This is a genomic window from Brevibacterium sp. SMBL_HHYL_HB1 (genome assembly GCF_018208375.1).
GTDB classification, from domain to species: domain Bacteria; phylum Actinomycetota; class Actinomycetes; order Actinomycetales; family Brevibacteriaceae; genus Brevibacterium; species Brevibacterium intestinavium.
Map to the genome: position 1 here is coordinate 1,492,962 of NZ_CP062936.1, position 16,461 is coordinate 1,509,422.

A 16,461-nucleotide genomic window follows, 5' to 3' on the forward strand; every position below is an offset into this window, starting at 1 on the left:
CGGCTGCGCTGAGCTCGAACCGCTGCCATCGGCCCGTGTCGGTCCATGCCGGGGCCTTGTTCGCTCGGACCGTTCCGGCTCACTCTGCGGGGTCGCTGCGATCCGCGTCGCCTTCGCCCTGGGGTGCGGAGTCCTTGGGCTTCTTCGCCGAGTCCTTGGCATCCTCACGGGCGCTGTCCGTCTTCTTCGGCTTCGCGCTGGTCAGCAGCTTGGTCTTGACCGTCGAGGCATATGTGTCGACGTACTCCTGTCCCGACAGCCGCATGATCTCGTACATGATCTCGTCGGTCACGGACCGCAGCAGGAAACGGTCCGAGGGCAGACCGGAGTACTTCGAGAAGTCCATGGGTGAGCCGAAGACAACTCCGACCCGGCGCAGCTTCGGCACCAGTCGGCCGGCCGGCTGGAGTCTGTCGGTTCCGATGATGGCCACCGGGACGACCGGCGCCTCGGACTCGAGGACCAGTCGCGCGATTCCGGTCCGTCCTCGATACAGCTTGCCGTCGGGTGATCGGGTGCCCTCGGGGTAGATGCCCAGGCAGTTGCCTTCGCCGAGCACTTTCAGACCCGATTCGAGCGAGGCCTGGGAGCCGGAGCCTCCGCCGCGGTCCATGGGCAGCTGATTGTTGAGTTTGAAGAACCAACGGGTCACCGCGCCCTTGAGGCCGCGACCGGTGAAGTAGTCCTTCTTCGCGAGGTAGACGACGGGGCGGGGAGCCAGCAGCGGGACGAAGATCGAGTCCATGAAGTGGTTGTGGTTTCCCGCGATGATCGCTGGGCCCTCTGTCGGCAGATTGTCCAGGCCGCGCACCCAGGGACGGAACAGGATCCGCAGGAGGGGTCCGGCGAGGACTCGCTTGAGAAACCAGTAGAACACGCGCACCCTTCCATGTACGACTCCTTGTCGTCCTCGGCAATCATATATCGACACGAAGTGAGAACGATGATCACCGGAGCAACTCGTTCGTGCCGGGAAGTTTCATGCCATGCTGGAGGCATGGAGATCGATTTCACACCGCGGCCCGATCCGATGGCCGCCTACCACAGCCTCGAGGCTCAATCATCGACTGCGGTGCTGTTCCTGCACGGAATCACCGGCTCGCCCGTCGTCTGGGTGCCGATCGCGCGAGCGGTCGCCTCCGAAGGCTTCGACGTCAGCGCCCCATTGCTGCCCGGGCACGGCACCACCTGGCAGGACATGGAGACCACCGGATGGACGGACTGGCTGGGCGAGGCGCGTACGGAGCTGGGACGGCTGCAGGCCGACCACGACCGCGTCATCGTCGCGGGCCTGTCGATGGGTGGGGCTCTGGCGCTGGCCCTCGGTGCGGCCGAAGCCGCTCCCGATGAGCTCGTCGTGGTCAACCCCGCCCTCCACCTCGACTCCCCTCTGGCCCCTCTGCTGCCTGTGCTCCGCCACGTGAAGCGGACGATTCCGTCGATCGGCGGCGACATCGCCCATCCGAATCGCGACGAAATGGCCTACCCGCGCACTCCGCTGGCACCTCTGGCCAGTTTCCACCGGGCGCTGCGGATCCTGCGCGAGGATCTGTGGAAGGTCGAATGCCCGGTCACGGCCATGATCTCCGGCGAGGACAATGTGGTCGGGCCGCGGACCCTGCGCACTCTGCGCGCGAATCTGCCCTCCCCGCCGCGCATCGTCGCTCTGCGGCGCTCGCGGCATGTGGCCACCCTCGACTACGATGCGTCGACCATCGCCGAGGCGGTCGTGTCCGCGGCCCGAGCCGATGCGACTGAGGACTCCCGTCTCGTCGGGGGCGGGGAATAGCCTCGCGGGGAGAATTGCTGTGACGGATATGAACGATGACGACAGCGCCCCGACTCCGGATGACGAGGGCAGGAGCCCGCGTCCGGACGACGATGGCGCCTCGGCTCCGGGCGAAGAGCACAGCGGTTCGGTCCCGGACGAGGAGGTCTCCGCCTCGGCTCCGGATGCCGACGACCGCGGCGACTGGCGCCACGACGTTCCCGACCCGGAGCGGATCGAGACCGACCGCTCACGCATCAGCGACGAGGAGTGGCAGGATCTCGTTCGACAGATCGCCGAGCCCTCTGCGGTGATGGGCGACATGCCCGTCGACGAAGTCCGCGAGGCACTCGACGACTCCGACCACTGGCAGCCCGAACCCGCCGAGCCCATCGGATGGCGCACCGCCTCACCGACGCTCGTGCTCTCATGGGCCGCCGCCCTCGGCGCGGTTGTGCTCCTGCTCATCGGCATCATCTTCTTCCGACCGCTGCCCGGCTGGTATCTGCTCATCGGACTCGCCGTGGGCATCGGCGGCGCAGTCGGTCTGTTCTTCCACCTGCCCCAGCACCGCTCCGCAGAGGACGGCGACGGCTCCTCCGTTTAGATGCCCCTGCCTGAGACCTCGTGTCATCACCGACTGACAGACTTGAGCGCATGACCGCCCCATTCGACCGCGCACCCAGCCGCCTGCATAACACGCAGCTGTCGTTCGACAGCCTCGGCACTCCCCTGTCGGAGGTCACGTTCGTCATCGTCGACCTCGAGACGACGGGCACCCGGGCGGGCCAGTCCGAGATCACCGAGATCGGCGCGGTCAAGACCCGCGGCGGTGAGGTCATCGGGGAATTCCAGTCACTGGTCAAACCCGAGCGGTCGGTCATCAGCCCCTTCGTCGCCCGGCTCACCGGAATCACCCATGCCATGGTCGACGATGCTCCATCGATCACGTCCGTGCTGCCGAGCTTCCTCGAGTTCTCCATCGGAGCGGTCCTCGTCGCCCACAACGCCCCGTTCGACATCGGCTTCCTCCGCTCGGCCTGCGAACGGCTCGACTACCACTGGCCGGGCCCCACCGTCCTCGACACCGTGACCCTGGCTCGTCGCGTCGTCGGCCGTGACGAGGTCCGCAACCACAAGCTCTCGACGCTCGCGGCCCATTTCGGGACCGACGTCGCCCCGGACCATCGGGCCCTCTCCGATGCCCGGGCCACCGGGGAGCTGCTCCACCACCTGTTCGAACGCTTCGGCGGATACGGGGTGACCACCCTCGAAGAGCTGTCGACGGTGCGCCAGTCGGGATGGGCCAAACGGCAGGCGAAATCCCACTTGGCCAAAGGCGTCCCGCCCGAGCCGGGCGTCTACATGTTCCTCGACGGAACCCGAAGAGTCCTCTACATCGGCAAATCGGCCAATATGGCCCGGCGCGTGCGAGGGTACTTCAACGCTTCGGAGAACCGCGGCCGGATGGCCGAGATGATCACCGCGGCGCAGGAGGTCAGCTGTCTGCCCTGCGCGCACGCGCTCGAGGCCGAGGTGCGTGAGATCCGCCTCATCGGTGAGCTCGCCCCGCCCTACAACCGTCGATCGAAGAACCCTGAGCGGAATTCGTGGATCGTGCTCAGCGACGAGCTCTTCCCCCGGCTGTCGGTGGTCCGGTCCGATTCGGCGATCGAACGCGCTCCGGCACCGCCCCTGGGGCCGTTCCGGTCGCGCAAGAGCGCTCAAGCGGTCAAGGAGCTCCTCGACACCCTGTACCCCGTGAAGAGGTGCACGACGACCGTGACCGAACGCAGCCTCGCCGCTCATCGGCCCTGTGTCAGCGCGCAGCTCGGCCAGTGCGGCGGTCCCTGCGCAGGCGTCACCGACGCCGATGAGTACCGGCGGTCCATCGGTGAGCTCTTCGCTCTCATGTCCGGAGACCTGTCCTCGCTGCACCGCTTGGGCACCGAGCGTATGCGGCGTCTGGCCGACGAATCCCGGTTCGAAACGGCCGCCGAGGTCCGTGACGGCCTGCGCGCGGCCGTGACGACGGCTTCCCGGGCCGAAGAGGTGTCCGCACTGCGGGCCGTGCCCGAGCTCGTGGCGCTGGCTCCCGGCCCCGACACGGGCTGGGACCTGGCCGTCATCCGTCACGGCAGACTCGCCGGAGCCGGACACGTCTCCGCTCGAGGGAACCTCTCTGAGGCTCTCACGGCACTGCGGTCGACCGCAGAGTGGGTGCCCGCGCCGGGACCGCTGCCGCGGGCAAGCGACTCGCTGCCGGAGGAGACACGGCTGCTGGCCGGTTGGCTGAAAACGGCCGAACTCGTCTCCGCCGGCTCGATCGACGGTCCCGGCTGGTCGCTGCCCCGGTCAGGAGCGAACTACCACGCGCAGGCCTCAGGAATGGTTCGACTCGGCGACCCGGTGTGAGACTTCGATCAGCTGGTCGAGCTTCGCCGCCGCAAGACCGTTGTCGATGGTCGTCTGCGCCGTTTCGAGCTTGCTCGCCAGGCGTTCGGTGAAGCTGCCGACCGCGGATTCGTCCGCAGCCACCAGGGCCGCTGCCGCATTGATCGCGACGATATCGCGCACGGGAGACTGCTGACCGCTGAGGACGGCCCGGGTGATCGCGGCGTTGTCCTCCGGGCCTCCTCCGCGCAGGTCGTCCTTCGTCGCCCGCTCGATTCCGAGGTCGAGCGCATCGAAGGTCGTGTGCTCGATCTCCCCATGGCGGACCTCCCACACGTCATTGACCGCGGTGTTGCTCAGTTCGTCGAGACCGTCGCAGGAACGGAAGACGACCGCTTGGTGCCCGCGTTTGGCCAATGTCCCGACGACGAGGGGCGCCATCTGGGCGTCGGCGACGCCGATCGCCGTATGGCGGGCATGTGCCGGGTTCGTCAGGGGACCGAGGATGTTGAACGCTGTGGGCACACTGATCTGGCGCCGCACAGCGGCGACGAACTGCATCGAGGGGTGGAAGACATTGGCGAAGCAGAAGGCCAGCCCGACTTCCTCGGCGATGATTCCGGTCTGCTCGGGCGTGATGTCGAACCGCACGCCCAGGGCCTCGAGCACGTCGGCCGAGCCCGATGCCGACGACGTCGCCCGGTTGCCGTGCTTGACCACCCGCTGGCCGGTGGCCGAGATGATCATGGCCGCGGTCGACGAGATGTTCGCGGTCTTCGCCCGATCACCTCCGGTGCCGACGATGTCAACGGAGTCAGCGAGGCCGGGCAGGGGCACCGCATGGTCCATCATGGCCGACACGAGACCGGCGATCTCCTCGACGGTCTCACCCTTCGTGTGGTGGGCGACGAGAAATGCGGCCATTGTCACATCGGGGGTCTTGCCGGACATGATCTGATCCATCGCCCACGCCGCCTGGTCCTCGTGAAGGTCCTGTTGGTGCATGAGCGCCATCAGCAGGTCCGGCCAGTTCTCCGCGACCGCCTGGACCGAACTGGGGGTCGCGGGCGCTTCCGCTGCCGAGATGGTCGTGGGCGTGGAATCGGTCATCCGTCTGAACTCTCGTTAGGCATCGCCGCCGCTCCGTCGTCCGGAGCGGACCTTACCTGCGGCATCCTATCCTGAGTTCGACACGCGGGAGGAAGCGACTTCGGGATCGGGATTCCGCATCAGGTCGCGGTTTTCGCTACATCGTGTAGAAATTTCTTCTCCGAAACCTGGGTAAAAGATGAAAACTCACCGCCAGACGGGTAATAATGGGGGTGTGTCAACTGCCACTGCATCTCAAACAGCGCCAGCACATCCGGTTGTCAATCGTCCGAATGTGACCACGGTGGGCTTCATCGTGTTCCTCGCGAGCGACCTGATGTTCTTTGCCGCGCTCTTCGCCATGTACTTCACCATTCGGTCCGTTGTGCCGGAACTATGGGAGGCGAGGACCCAGATCCTCGATATCCCCTATGCCCTCGGCAACACGTTGATCCTGGTGTCGTCTTCGTTCACCTGCCAGATCGGGGTGTTCGCAGCCGAGAGGTTCCGCCCCCGGCGGACCGGATCGCTGTTCAACATCGCCAAATGGGGAATGGTCGAGTGGTTCTACCTCACCTTCATCCTCGGCGCGATCTTCGTCTCCGGTCAGGTCATGGAGTACGCGACCCTCGTCAGCGAGGGCATCGCCATCAACACCGACGGCTACGGGTCTGTCTTCTACCTGACCACAGGGTTCCACGGCATCCACGTGACCATCGGACTCATCTGCTTCCTGCTCGTGATCGGACGAGCCTACGGAGCGAAGAAGTTCGGCCATCACGAAGCCACATTCGCAATCTGCGTGTCCTATTACTGGCACTTCGTCGATGTCGTCTGGATCGGTCTGTTCGGCGTCATCTACCTGCTCCAGTAGCCGGCCTGAGATGCTCGGCCCCCAGGACTTACACCACTTCAAGCAAAGGACGATCAAGTGAAGCTTCTAGCAGATCGCCGCAGACACCCCATGGCTCTGGTTGCGCTTCTTCTCGTGGCACTGCTGCTGACCGGCGGAGCCTACGCACTCTTCACGCAGACGTCGAGCGCTAAGGCAGACACAGCCAGCGCCTCCGACATCGAGGAAGGCAAGAAACTCTTCGCGGCCAACTGCGCCACCTGCCACGGCATGAACGCCGAGGGTTCGAAGGCCGGTCCCGGTCTCATCGGCGTCGGTGCCGCGGCAGTTGACTTCCAGGTCGGCACCGGACGCATGCCCCTGCAGGCCAACGGTCCGCAGGCACGGGTCAAGGAGCCGCAGTTCGATGAAGAGCAGACCTCTCAGCTGGCTGCCTACGTCGCATCGCTCGGCCCTGGTCCCGCTGTGCCCGACGAGGAGTACCTCGATGCATCGAAGGGCGATCCTGCCGCCGGTGGCGGTCTGTTCCGCACCAACTGCGCCATGTGCCACAACGTGGTCGGCTCCGGTGGTGCTCTGACCCGCGGCAAGTACGCACCGAACCTCTCCGAGGTCTCGGAGAAGCACCTCTACGAAGCGATGCAAACCGGCCCGCAGAACATGCCGATCTTCAACGATGCGAACTTGACTCCCGACGACAAGCGCGACGTCATCGCCTACGTCAAGGAAGTCTCGGACAATCCCTCCCCCGGCGGCTTCAAGCTCGGATCGCTGGGACCAGTGGCAGAGGGTCTGTTCATCTGGTTCTTCGGACTGGCGGCCGTCATCGGTATGACAGTGTGGCTGTCATCCAGGTCGAAGTGAGTCCGGCAGTGTCGTTTAACATCCATCACGAGAATAGACGGGGAATTCAATGACCTCGAAAGAGCACTCCGGCGGCGGCAGCCAGCTCGAGGAGTTGAACGGGTTCGTCAACCCAGGTGTGCCTGAGCACAAGCCGCGCTTGTCCGACTCGGATCCGCGAGCGGAGAAGGTCGCCGAACGTCAGGTGGCCGGCTGGTTCGTCCTGTCGATGATCGGAACCATCTGGTTCATCGTGGCCTACTTCCTGTTCACTCCCGGCGAGTCGATCCAGAGCATTCGCCTGCACAACATGTTCGTCGGCCTCGGAGCCGCTGTCGCGATGTTCTCCATCGGCTTCGGCGCCGTGCTGTGGGCCAAGAACCTCATGAGCGATCACGAGGGCATCGACGAGCGCCACGACATAGGCGGCAGCGAGGAGGATCAGGCGATCGCGCTCGAGATCCTCCACCAGGCGAAGGAGGAGTCCGGCATCGCCCGTCGTCCTCTGCTGCGCAACACGCTGATCGCCGCGCTGGCGATCGCTCCCCTGCCCGCCGTGCTCGTCTTCCGCGACCTCGGTCCTCTGCCGGGCGACAAGATGTTCAACACGCTGTGGCAGAAGGGCACCCGGCTCATCCGCGACCCGGGCGGCATCCCCTCCGTCGACTCCGAGCGGCCGATCAAGGCCGAAGAGGTCACGATCGGCTCCGCCTACCACGTCCTGCCCTCGGGCATCGGCGACAGCGAGGCCAGCGAGCACCCGCTCAATGAGAAGGCCAAGGCAGCCGTTCTGCTCATGCGGATCAACCCGAATGAGCTCAAGGAGGATCCGGACCGCAAGGACTGGTCGCACGACGGAATCGTCGCGTACTCCAAGATCTGCACCCACGTCGGATGCCCGGTGGCACTGTACGAGCACCAGACCCACCATCTGCTGTGCCCCTGCCACCAGTCGACCTTCGACGTGACCGAGCACTGCAAGGTCATCTTCGGCCCGGCCAAACGACCGCTTCCCCAGCTGCCCATCTCCGTGGACAGCGAAGGCTATCTGGTTGCCCAGTCGGACTTCCCTGAGCCTGTCGGACCTACGTTCTGGGAGATCAACCACCCATGAGTACTACACAACCAACCACCACCATCGGGAAGGCAGCGAACTTCGCCGAGACCCGCGTCGGGGCATCCGTCCTGCTGCGCGAGTTCGGTCGCAAGATCTTCCCCTCCCACTGGTCGTTCATGCTCGGTGAGGTTGCTCTCTACAGCTTCATCATCGTTGTTCTGTCGGGAACGTTCCTCACGTTCTTCTTCCAGCCCGCCATGGGCGAGATGCACTACGGAGGTCCTTGGCTGCCGCTGCGCGGCGTCGAGATCTCCGAGGCGTACAACTCGACACTGGCGATCTCGCTGGAGATCCGCGGCGGTCTGTTCATCCGTCAGATGCACCACTGGGGTGCTCTGCTGTTCGTCGCCGCACTGAGCGTGCACATGCTGCGTGTGTTCTTCACCGGAGCGTTCCGCCGTCCGCGCGAACTCAACTGGGTCGTCGGTGTGCTCCTGGTCATCATGGGCATGGCCGCCGGATTCACCGGCTACTCGCTGCCGGATGACCTGCTCTCGGGCAACGGTCTGCGGATCATCGACGGCATCCTCAAATCGCTCCCGCTGGTCGGCACCTACATCTCGTTCTTCCTCTTCGGAGGCGAATTCCCCGGCGTCGACATCGTGGCGCGGCTGTACACCCTGCACATCATGATCGTGCCGGCTCTGCTCATCGCGCTCATCGGCATCCACCTGGTGTTCGTGGTCGTGCACAAGCACACCCAGTACCCCGGTGCCGGAAACACCGAGAAGAACGTCGTCGGCGAACCCGTGCTGCCGACATTCGCGGCGAAGGGCGGAGGCTTCTTCTTCCTCATCTTCGGACTCCTCTCCCTGATCTCGGCACTGTTCACGATCAACCCGATCTGGAACTACGGTCCCTACGACCCCTCCCCGGTCTCGGCCGGCACCCAGCCCGACTGGTACATCGGTTGGGCCGACGGGTTCCTCCGAATCGTGCCGGGCTGGTTCGAGTTCTACATCTTCGGTTGGCCGATCTCGTTCAACATCAACAGCGCTGTCATCGTCATGGGCGGTGTCTTCGCAGTGATGTTCATCTACCCGTTCTTCGAGGCGTGGCTGCTCAAGGACAAGCGCGAGCACCACATCCTCGATCGCCCGCGCAACAACCCGACGCGCACGGCGATCGGCGTAGCCGGAATCATCTTCTACTGCAACATGTGGGCCGCGGCCTCCGGTGACATCGTCGCCGTGTTCTTCCAGATGTCGCTCAACGATATGATCTACATCTTCCGCGCGCTCTTCTTCCTCGGACCGATCCTCGGGTACATCATCACCAAGCGCATGTGCATCGCACTGCAGCGCAAGGACCGGGAGATCGCACTGCACGGACGGGAGACGGCTCACATCATCCGTCTGCCCCACGGTGAGTTCCTCGAGCGCCATGAGGCTCTGCCGCCGCACAAGCTGTGGAAGATCACTGCGTTCGAATCGCCGGAGTACATTCCGCCGCAGCCGAACGCCGAGGGCAAGGTCACGAAGGTGGAGAAGCTGCGCGCACGTCTCTCGCGGTTCTTCTTCGAAGATCGTGTCGCACCGGTGACGAAGCAGGAGCTCGACGCTTCCCACCACGACCACGATGCCGTCGAAGGCTCCGACCAGCAGCAGCTCGGTCACTGACCGACACCACGGGCTCTCAGCAGCGAGGGGCTCAGCAGTTCAACTGCTGAGCCCCTCGCTGTGTCTGTATAACCTCGCCGCGACATGCCTGCTACAGTCGCGGCGCCGCTGCTGTCGGTCCGCTCCGAGCCCCTGGGACGATCGTAAGAGTCGCCGCAGAGGCGCAGGCCTTGGTGTGCAGCGAATGCCGGTCATGTGCGCGTGAGTCTGAGAACCGCTGTGACGGCCTCGTGAGGCCTCTGACCGATGAGGAGGCCGTTCTTCGTCTCCGCGGGACGCACAGCGCCGATAGAGAGACCGTCGTCCATCCGCAGGGCTTCAACGGCCCGTCCTCCGAGCCCGCTGCTCCACCGCCGCTGCCCCGGTTGCGGGACCGGCACCCAGTGACCGGGTCGGTCCCTCGACTGTACGGCTTCAGTGGACCGTCGCTCACGTGCGGCTGAGTGATCTCATGTCGCCCTTCCAGAGGCTCTGGGACCGAGATTCGAAGCGGGGAAGCCGTCTCGACGAGCCAGAACGACAGGACAAGGGAGAAGAGTGTCTCCAGACAGGCGGAGATCGTGGCGGCCGCTGGACAGTTCTCGTGGCCGTCTATGGGCAGTTCCCACTGACCGTTGACAACGCTGGCTGTCCGCCTCTGGCCAGTCGTCCATCGCCGGCGACAGACAGGGCCGAAGACTCATCGGCGAGGCCGGCGGGCGCGGCCCGAACAGTCTGCTCGGTGCCCAGGAATCGCCCGTGGGAGCTTGAGGCGCTGGAACACGAGACATCATCCTGGGATTCCAAGGCCGGCCCTGTCCGACCACGTCGTCCCCGCCAGCTCCGTGATGGTCAGGACCATGACGGCCGGTACCGTGGTGGCCACCGTCGTGATGGGCAGCACCCTATTGGTCTGAGCCTTCACACCAGAGCTCAGTGACCGATTCGCCCATGGCAGTTTGACATCCGAGCCGAGGAGAGGCCCAGCGTGCTCTCAGGACAGCTGTGTGCGGCTTCTGAGAGCGGCCACGGGCCGCTCCAGGGCCCGAGAGCGAGTATGCATCCCGGCGGAGGCCGTGGAAGCGATCCAGGCATGTGAATAGCGCAGTGGCCCGGACTCGCAATGAGTCCGGGCCACATGACGAGGTCGGGCGACGCTGTGTCCGTCCGACGCTGCAGGTTGGGCTGCTGTCAGGTCAGCGCGGTGATCAGTGGGCGAAGTCCCCACGATCGTGCTCGTAGGCCAGTCCGACGAGAGCGATGATTCCGAGCAGTGCGCCGAACGGGAAGATCCACCACCCCATCGCGATTCCGTAGAACGCAACGGCAGCGGCGCCGGCACAGGCGATCGGCCACCAGCTCCACGGGCTGAAGAACCCGTAGTCGGCATCTGCGTCGGAGATCTCGGCATCATCATTGTCCTGCGGCTGGCGACCGACACGGCGGTCGGTCAGCCACAGATAGACGCCGATCATTCCGGACATACCGCCGGTCAGTAGCAGAGCCGGGAACCCGACCATCTCGGACCACTCGGTGACGGTGCCGTAGACGAATGCCACGACGAAGAAGAACACGGCATTGACCAGGAAGACGATAATCGAAGACTTCACTTGGCGGATCCTCCAATCAGCTGTTCCTCAGACGAGCTGTGGCCTGCGTATTCGAGCAGCTCTGGGTGGTTGAGATCGAAGGCAGGACGCTCCGAACGGATCCGCGGCAGCGAGGTGAAGTTGTGGCGCGGAGGCGGGCACGAGGTCGCCCATTCCAGCGATGCTCCGTAGCCCCACGGGTCATCGACGGTGACCTTCGGCGCGTTGCGGGCGGTGATCCACACGTTCCAGAAGAACGGAACCATGGACAGACCCAGCAGCAGGGAGCCGACCGTCGACACCTGGTTCATCCAGGTGAAGCCGTCCTGCGGCAGATAGTCGGCATAGCGACGGGGCATGCCGTCGACACCGAGCCAGTGCTGGACGAGGAAGGTGGCGTGGAAGCCGATGAACAGCATCCAGAAGTGGATGTGTCCGAGCTTCTCGTTGAGCATCTTGCCCGTCCACTTCGGCCACCAGAAGTAGAACCCGGCGAACATCGCGAACACAACGGTGCCGAAGACCACGTAGTGGAAGTGCGCGACCACGAAGTAGGTGTCCGACACCTGCTGATCAAGTGCGGGACTGGCCAGGATCACACCGGTGAGACCACCGAAGAGGAACGTGGCCAGGAAGCCGATCGACCACACGATGGGTGTCTCGAACGTGATCGAGCCCCTCCACATCGTGCCGATCCAGTTGAAGAACTTCACACCGGTCGGAATCGCGATGAGCATCGTCATGAACGCGAAGAACGGCAGGGCCACGACACCGGTGACGTACATGTGGTGAGCCCACACGGTCACCGACAGTGCCGCAATGGCGATCGTGGCGAACACGAGTTCCTTGTACCCGAAGACGGGCTTGCGGCTGAAGACCGGGAAGATCTCGGTCACGATGCCGAAGAACGGCAGAGCGATCACGTAGACCTCGGGGTGGCCGAAGAACCAGAACAGGTGCTGCCACAGAATCGGCCCGCCGTTGCCCGGACTGAACACGTGTGAACCGAGCACACGATCGGCGCCGAGGACCAGCAGAGCAGCAGCCAGCGGCTGGAAGGCCATGAGCACGAGGATGCCGGTGATGAGGACGTTCCAGGAGAAGATCGGCATCCGGAACATCGTCATGCCCGGCGCACGCATCGTGATGACGGTGGTGATGAAGTTGACCGAACCGAGGATGGTGCCGAAGCCCTGCAGAGCCAGACCGAGGACCCACAGGTTGCCACCGGCACCCGGTGTGAAGGTCGTATTGCTCAATGGCGCATACGCCGTCCAGCCGAACGAGGCCGCACCCTGCGGGGTGAGGAAGCCGGACAGGGCAACGAGGCTGCCGAAGAGGTACATCCAGAACGCGAAGGCGTTCAGACGCGGGAATGCCACATCCGGGGCACCGATCTGCAACGGCATGATGACATTCGCGAAGCCGGCGAACAGCGGGGTGGCGAACATCAGCAGCATCAGAGTGCCGTGCATGGTGAACAGCTGGTTGTACTGTTCCTTGGTCTCGACGATCTGCATTCCGGGATCGAAGAGCTCGAGGCGGATGATCAGCGCCATCACGCCGCCGACGCAGAAGAAGATGAACGAGCCGATGAGGTACATGTACCCGATCGTCTTGTGGTCCGTCGACGTGATCCAGTCGACGATGATCTTGCCCTTGCTCCGTGGAACCACTGGAGCGTCAAGGGCCGCCTGATCCATCGTGGCGGTCATTGTTCAGCACCTTCTTTCGGGTACCAGTTGCGATCGTACTCCGGTCCCAGCTGGCCTGTGTTGCCCTGATCGGCAAGCGACTGCGTGTAGTCGGCGAATTCTTCCTTCGACACGACCTTGACGTTGAAAAGCATCTCAGAGTGGTATTCGCCGCACAGTTCGGCGCACTTGCCGACGTACTCGCCTTCCTTCTCGGCACGCAGATGCAGGCTCTGATCGTGTCCGGGGATCATGTCGCGCTTCTCGAGGAAGGCGGGAACCCAGAAGGAGTGGATGACGTCGCGCGAGTGCAGACGGATCTCCAGGTCCGTGTCGACCGGCAGGTAGAGGACCGGAGCGGTCTCCTCGGGTTCCTCAGTGCCGTCGAGCTCGACCTGTTTGCCGGCGTAGTAGACGTTCTCGGTCTCATAGTTGAAGTCCCACGCCCACTGTTTGGCTGCGACCTCGATGACCTGCTCACCGGGGGTCTCGTCATCGGTCGTCTGCTCCATGACCTGGACGTTCTGGAAGAAGAATCCGAGGACGAGGACGACCGGGGTGACGGTGAACAGGATCTCGATCGGCATGCTGTAGCGCATCTGCACCGGCAGGCCGCGATCGTTCTTGCGACGTCGATAGGCGACCATCGCCCAGAGGATGAGGCCCCACACGATCAGACCCACGATCAGCAGGGCGATCCAAGCACCGTTCCACAATGACGTATAGGCATCTGTGTGGCTCGTCGCACCTCGGGATTCGACGGGATAGAAGCCTGAAGCGATCTGCTCTTTCGTGCAACCCGATAGCAACGCCGGTATCAATACGGCGCTCAGAATGCCGAGCCGCTTCGCCCAGGACCGCTGAGGCCCTGACTGATTCGGAGAATCCACGTGCAGCCTTTCACAACGTTCTTCGTCTCTGGTCAGGCCGAGAGACGTGTACTTACTCTGTCTTGTCCAAGACTACCGCTACACGCGGTAGAAATTCACCTGCAGATGTTCATTTGTTGAGAATACCCTGACAGAGATCGCCGCGGAGCGCGGAATCTAGCCGTGCGGAGTACTCCAGGCCGCTGATCTCCGACACGCCGAGGCTGCGCAGATGTGATGTCTGCCACTGTGTATCGATGAGCCACTCCCCTGTCGCTGAGTCAGCGGTGTCGGTGTCCTCATCGTCGCCTGTCCCCGCGGCTCCGTCGAACAGCCCGACCAGATGGGCCAGCGCGGCCTTCGACGCGTCGCGTCGGGTGTGGAACATCGACTCGCCGGCGAAGAACGAGCCGATGGCCACTCCGTAGAGTCCGCCGACGAGCTCGTCGGCGGCCCAGACCTCGACCGAATGCGCCCACCCCTCGGAGTGCAGTCCGAGGTAGAGGGCGATGATCTCCTCAGTGATCCAGGCCCCTGAGCGGTTCGGATCGGCGCAGGCGCGGATGACCTGCTCGAAGGCTCGATCGGAGCTGAAGGTGAAGTGCTTCATCGACTTGCGCAGGCTCTTCGTCACGCGCAGGTCCCCGGGCAGCAGGACACCGCGTCGCCGCGGGGCCCACCATCCCATCCGTCCGGTGCCGCCGACGCCCACACCCATGGGGAACAGACCGGCCCGGTACGAAAGAAGGACCTGGGTCTGCGTGGCCGTGTATGACACGGCACGCAGATCCTCCAGGTCCATCAGAAGTGGCTCCTTCGGTCGGCCGAAGCCGATCAGTGGAACGAGTCGCCGCAGGCGCAGGAACCGCCGGCGTTCGGGTTGTCGATGGTGAAGCCCTGCTTCTCGATCGTGTCGGAGAAGTCGATGGTCGAACCGCTGAGGTAGGGAACGCTCATCCGGTCGACGATGACCTCGACGCCGTCGAACTCGCGGACGGCATCACCGTCGAGGTAGCGCTCGTCGAAGTAGAGCTGGTAGATCAGACCGGAGCAGCCGCCGGGCTGGACGGCCACGCGCAGGCGCAGATCGTCGCGACCTTCCTGTTCGAGCAGGCTCCGGACCTTGTCGGCAGCGGTCGAGGAGAGCTCCACCTCGTGAGTGGCCTCCGCATTTTCAGTCACAGTCATGGTTACTCCTTCTCGCGTTCCTGTCCCCAGGCTACACCGGGATGAACGTCCCCGTCGCCCAAGCTATTCCGCGTTTGCGTCATTGTGTCGATCCGAGGCGTTGGAGCAGGAGGGCCTCGGCGACGATCGCGGCCTTGAAATCGGGCAGATACAGCGATTCGTTCGCGCTGTGAGCCCGAGCATCGGGGTCTTCGACTCCGGTGACGAGGATCGACGCCTCGGGGAAGACCTCGAGCAGATCGGTGATGAACGGAATCGAGCCGCCGATGCCCATCGTCACGGATTCGGTGCCCCATGCATCGGTCAATGCCTGTCTGGCGGTCCGGACCACGGGATCGGCCTCGTCGGCCCGCCACGGACTGCCGCCCTCGGTCTCAACGATTCTCAGCTGCGCGCCGAAGGGCAGGTTCGCCCGCAGGTGGTCTTCGACGGCCCTGACCGCCGAGGCGGGGGTGTCACCGGGTGCGAGTCGAATCGACAGCTTGGCCTTCAGGGAGGACTGCAGGGTGTTCGAGGACACGGCCACATCGGGGATGTCGAGTCCGATGACGGTGATCGCCGGCTGCGTCCACAGCCGTGAGGCCAGCGTGCCGGAGCCGATGAGCTCGGTGGACTCGAGCACTCCCGAATCCCCGCGCAGGGTCGCCTCGTCGTAGTCGATGTCGGTTTCGAGCTCGCGGTGGAGTCCGGGCACCGCGACCGAACCGTGCTCGTCGTGGAGGCTGGCCAGGACCTTCGTCATCGCCAGCATCGCATCCGGAGCGAGGCCGCCGTACATTCCGGAATGGACCGCATGGTCGAGTGTGGCGATCTCGAACTCGACTGCGCACATCCCGCGCAGGCTCGTCGTCAGCGCCGGGGTCCCCGCCGCCCAGTTGCCGGAGTCGGCGACGACGATGACATCGGAGCGCAGGCGCTGCCGATACGTTTCGAGGAAGTTCCGGAAGCTCGGGCTGCCGGCCTCTTCCTCGCCTTCGAAGAAGAGAGTCACACCCACGCCGAGGCGGTCGGACAGCAGCCGCAGAGCCGTGAGGTGGACCATGATGCCGGCCTTGTCGTCAGCGGCTCCGCGGCCGAAGAGCCGATCGCCCTTGCGGGTCGCGACGAAGGGGTCTGTCTCCCAGTCCTCCTCACGTCCGGGCGGCTGGACATCGTGATGGGCGTAGAGAAGAACGGTCGGGGCTCCTTCGGGAGCGGGGATCGAGGCGACCACGGCCGGGTAGCCGTTCGTGCCGTCAGGCTGTTCGGCGGTGAGGATCTCGACTTCGAGGCCGAGCCCCTCCGCCAAGGCCGCAACAGCCTCGGCGCTGGCGGTGACCCGGGAGGCGTCGAAGCTCGGCCAGGCAACGGAGGGAATGGCCACGAGGTCCGTGAGATCGTTGAGGACCTCATCGAAGATGGTGTCCAATTCTGCATGCAATTGTGCACTGTCAAGTGCTGAAGTCGATTCGCTCATTCT

At 64.4% G+C, this 16,461-nt stretch carries 15 protein-coding genes; 7 read left to right on the forward strand and 8 right to left on the reverse strand.

The annotated features are described in order from the left end of the window. Positions 1-79: 79 nt before the first annotated feature. On the reverse strand, positions 80-877 hold the full coding sequence (locus tag IG171_RS06880) for a lysophospholipid acyltransferase family protein (RefSeq protein ID WP_249204155.1): 798 nt from the start codon (positions 875-877) through the stop codon (positions 80-82). A 120-nt stretch (positions 878-997) separates the two neighbouring features. On the opposite strand from IG171_RS06880, the gene IG171_RS06885 reads away from it, so the two are divergent. The 3 genes from IG171_RS06885 to IG171_RS06895 are packed head-to-tail and all read left to right on the forward strand — an operon-like array spanning position 998 to position 4,183. After that, the gene (locus IG171_RS06885) at positions 998-1,789 is read left to right on the forward strand and encodes an alpha/beta fold hydrolase (RefSeq protein WP_212130873.1); all 792 of its coding nucleotides are present in this window, start codon (positions 998-1,000) and stop codon (positions 1,787-1,789) included. A gap of 19 nt (positions 1,790-1,808) precedes the next feature. After that, positions 1,809-2,375 carry a hypothetical protein gene (locus IG171_RS06890; protein ID WP_249204157.1) on the forward strand — a complete coding sequence of 189 codons (567 nt, stop codon included), beginning with the start codon at positions 1,809-1,811 and terminating at the stop codon, positions 2,373-2,375. A gap of 50 nt (positions 2,376-2,425) precedes the next feature. Beyond that, positions 2,426-4,183 carry a DEDD exonuclease domain-containing protein gene (locus IG171_RS06895; RefSeq protein ID WP_212130875.1) on the forward strand — a complete coding sequence of 586 codons (1,758 nt, stop codon included), beginning with the start codon at positions 2,426-2,428 and terminating at the stop codon, positions 4,181-4,183. On the opposite strand, the gene trpD is transcribed toward IG171_RS06895, so the two are convergent. After that, complete coding sequence (gene trpD, locus IG171_RS06900) at positions 4,151-5,272, reverse strand: anthranilate phosphoribosyltransferase (protein ID WP_212130877.1); 1,122 nt, start codon at positions 5,270-5,272, stop codon at positions 4,151-4,153. The two genes, IG171_RS06895 and trpD, sit on opposite strands and share 33 nt — an antisense overlap. A 283-nt stretch (positions 5,273-5,555) precedes the next feature. On the opposite strand from trpD, the gene IG171_RS06905 reads away from it, so the two are divergent. The 4 genes from IG171_RS06905 to IG171_RS06920 are packed head-to-tail and all read left to right on the forward strand — an operon-like array spanning position 5,556 to position 9,683. Next, complete coding sequence (locus IG171_RS06905; RefSeq protein WP_212131576.1) at positions 5,556-6,125, forward strand: heme-copper oxidase subunit III; 570 nt, start codon at positions 5,556-5,558, stop codon at positions 6,123-6,125. 57 nt (positions 6,126-6,182) lie between these two features. Then, positions 6,183-6,968, forward strand: a complete 786-nt coding sequence (locus IG171_RS06910) for a cytochrome c (protein ID WP_212130879.1) — start codon at positions 6,183-6,185, stop codon at positions 6,966-6,968. Between the two features lie 49 nt (positions 6,969-7,017). Beyond that, positions 7,018-8,061 (forward strand): Rieske 2Fe-2S domain-containing protein, encoded by a 1,044-nt coding sequence (locus tag IG171_RS06915; protein WP_212130882.1) that lies wholly within the window; start codon positions 7,018-7,020, stop codon positions 8,059-8,061. Next, positions 8,058-9,683: a cytochrome bc complex cytochrome b subunit gene (locus IG171_RS06920; protein ID WP_212130884.1), complete on the forward strand. Its 1,626-nt coding sequence runs from the start codon at positions 8,058-8,060 to the stop codon at positions 9,681-9,683. The genes IG171_RS06915 and IG171_RS06920 overlap by 4 nt, the downstream gene beginning before the upstream one ends. 1,187 nt (positions 9,684-10,870) lie before the next feature. Here the strand turns inward: IG171_RS06920 and IG171_RS06925 are convergent. From IG171_RS06925 to IG171_RS06950, 6 genes are all read right to left on the reverse strand, one after another. After that, positions 10,871-11,272 carry a cytochrome c oxidase subunit 4 gene (locus tag IG171_RS06925; RefSeq protein WP_212130886.1) on the reverse strand — a complete coding sequence of 134 codons (402 nt, stop codon included), beginning with the start codon at positions 11,270-11,272 and terminating at the stop codon, positions 10,871-10,873. Further along, positions 11,269-12,966, reverse strand: a complete 1,698-nt coding sequence (ctaD, locus tag IG171_RS06930) for a cytochrome c oxidase subunit I (protein WP_212130888.1) — start codon at positions 12,964-12,966, stop codon at positions 11,269-11,271. Before ctaD ends, IG171_RS06925 begins: the two co-directional genes overlap by 4 nt. Then, positions 12,963-13,628, reverse strand: a complete 666-nt coding sequence (coxB, locus tag IG171_RS06935; RefSeq protein ID WP_349252143.1) for a cytochrome c oxidase subunit II — start codon at positions 13,626-13,628, stop codon at positions 12,963-12,965. Before coxB ends, ctaD begins: the two co-directional genes overlap by 4 nt. Before the next feature lie 316 nt (positions 13,629-13,944). Beyond that, entirely contained in the window at positions 13,945-14,616 is a 672-nt protein-coding gene (gene aat / locus IG171_RS06940; protein ID WP_212130892.1) for a leucyl/phenylalanyl-tRNA--protein transferase, read from the reverse strand. Positions 14,617-14,648: 32 nt separating this feature from the next. Further along, positions 14,649-15,002, reverse strand: a complete 354-nt coding sequence (locus IG171_RS06945; protein ID WP_212130894.1) for an iron-sulfur cluster assembly accessory protein — start codon at positions 15,000-15,002, stop codon at positions 14,649-14,651. Positions 15,003-15,081: 79 nt separating this feature from the next. Next, positions 15,082-16,458 (reverse strand): dipeptidase, encoded by a 1,377-nt coding sequence (locus IG171_RS06950; protein WP_212130896.1) that lies wholly within the window; start codon positions 16,456-16,458, stop codon positions 15,082-15,084. Between the last annotated feature and the right edge of the window lie 3 nt (positions 16,459-16,461).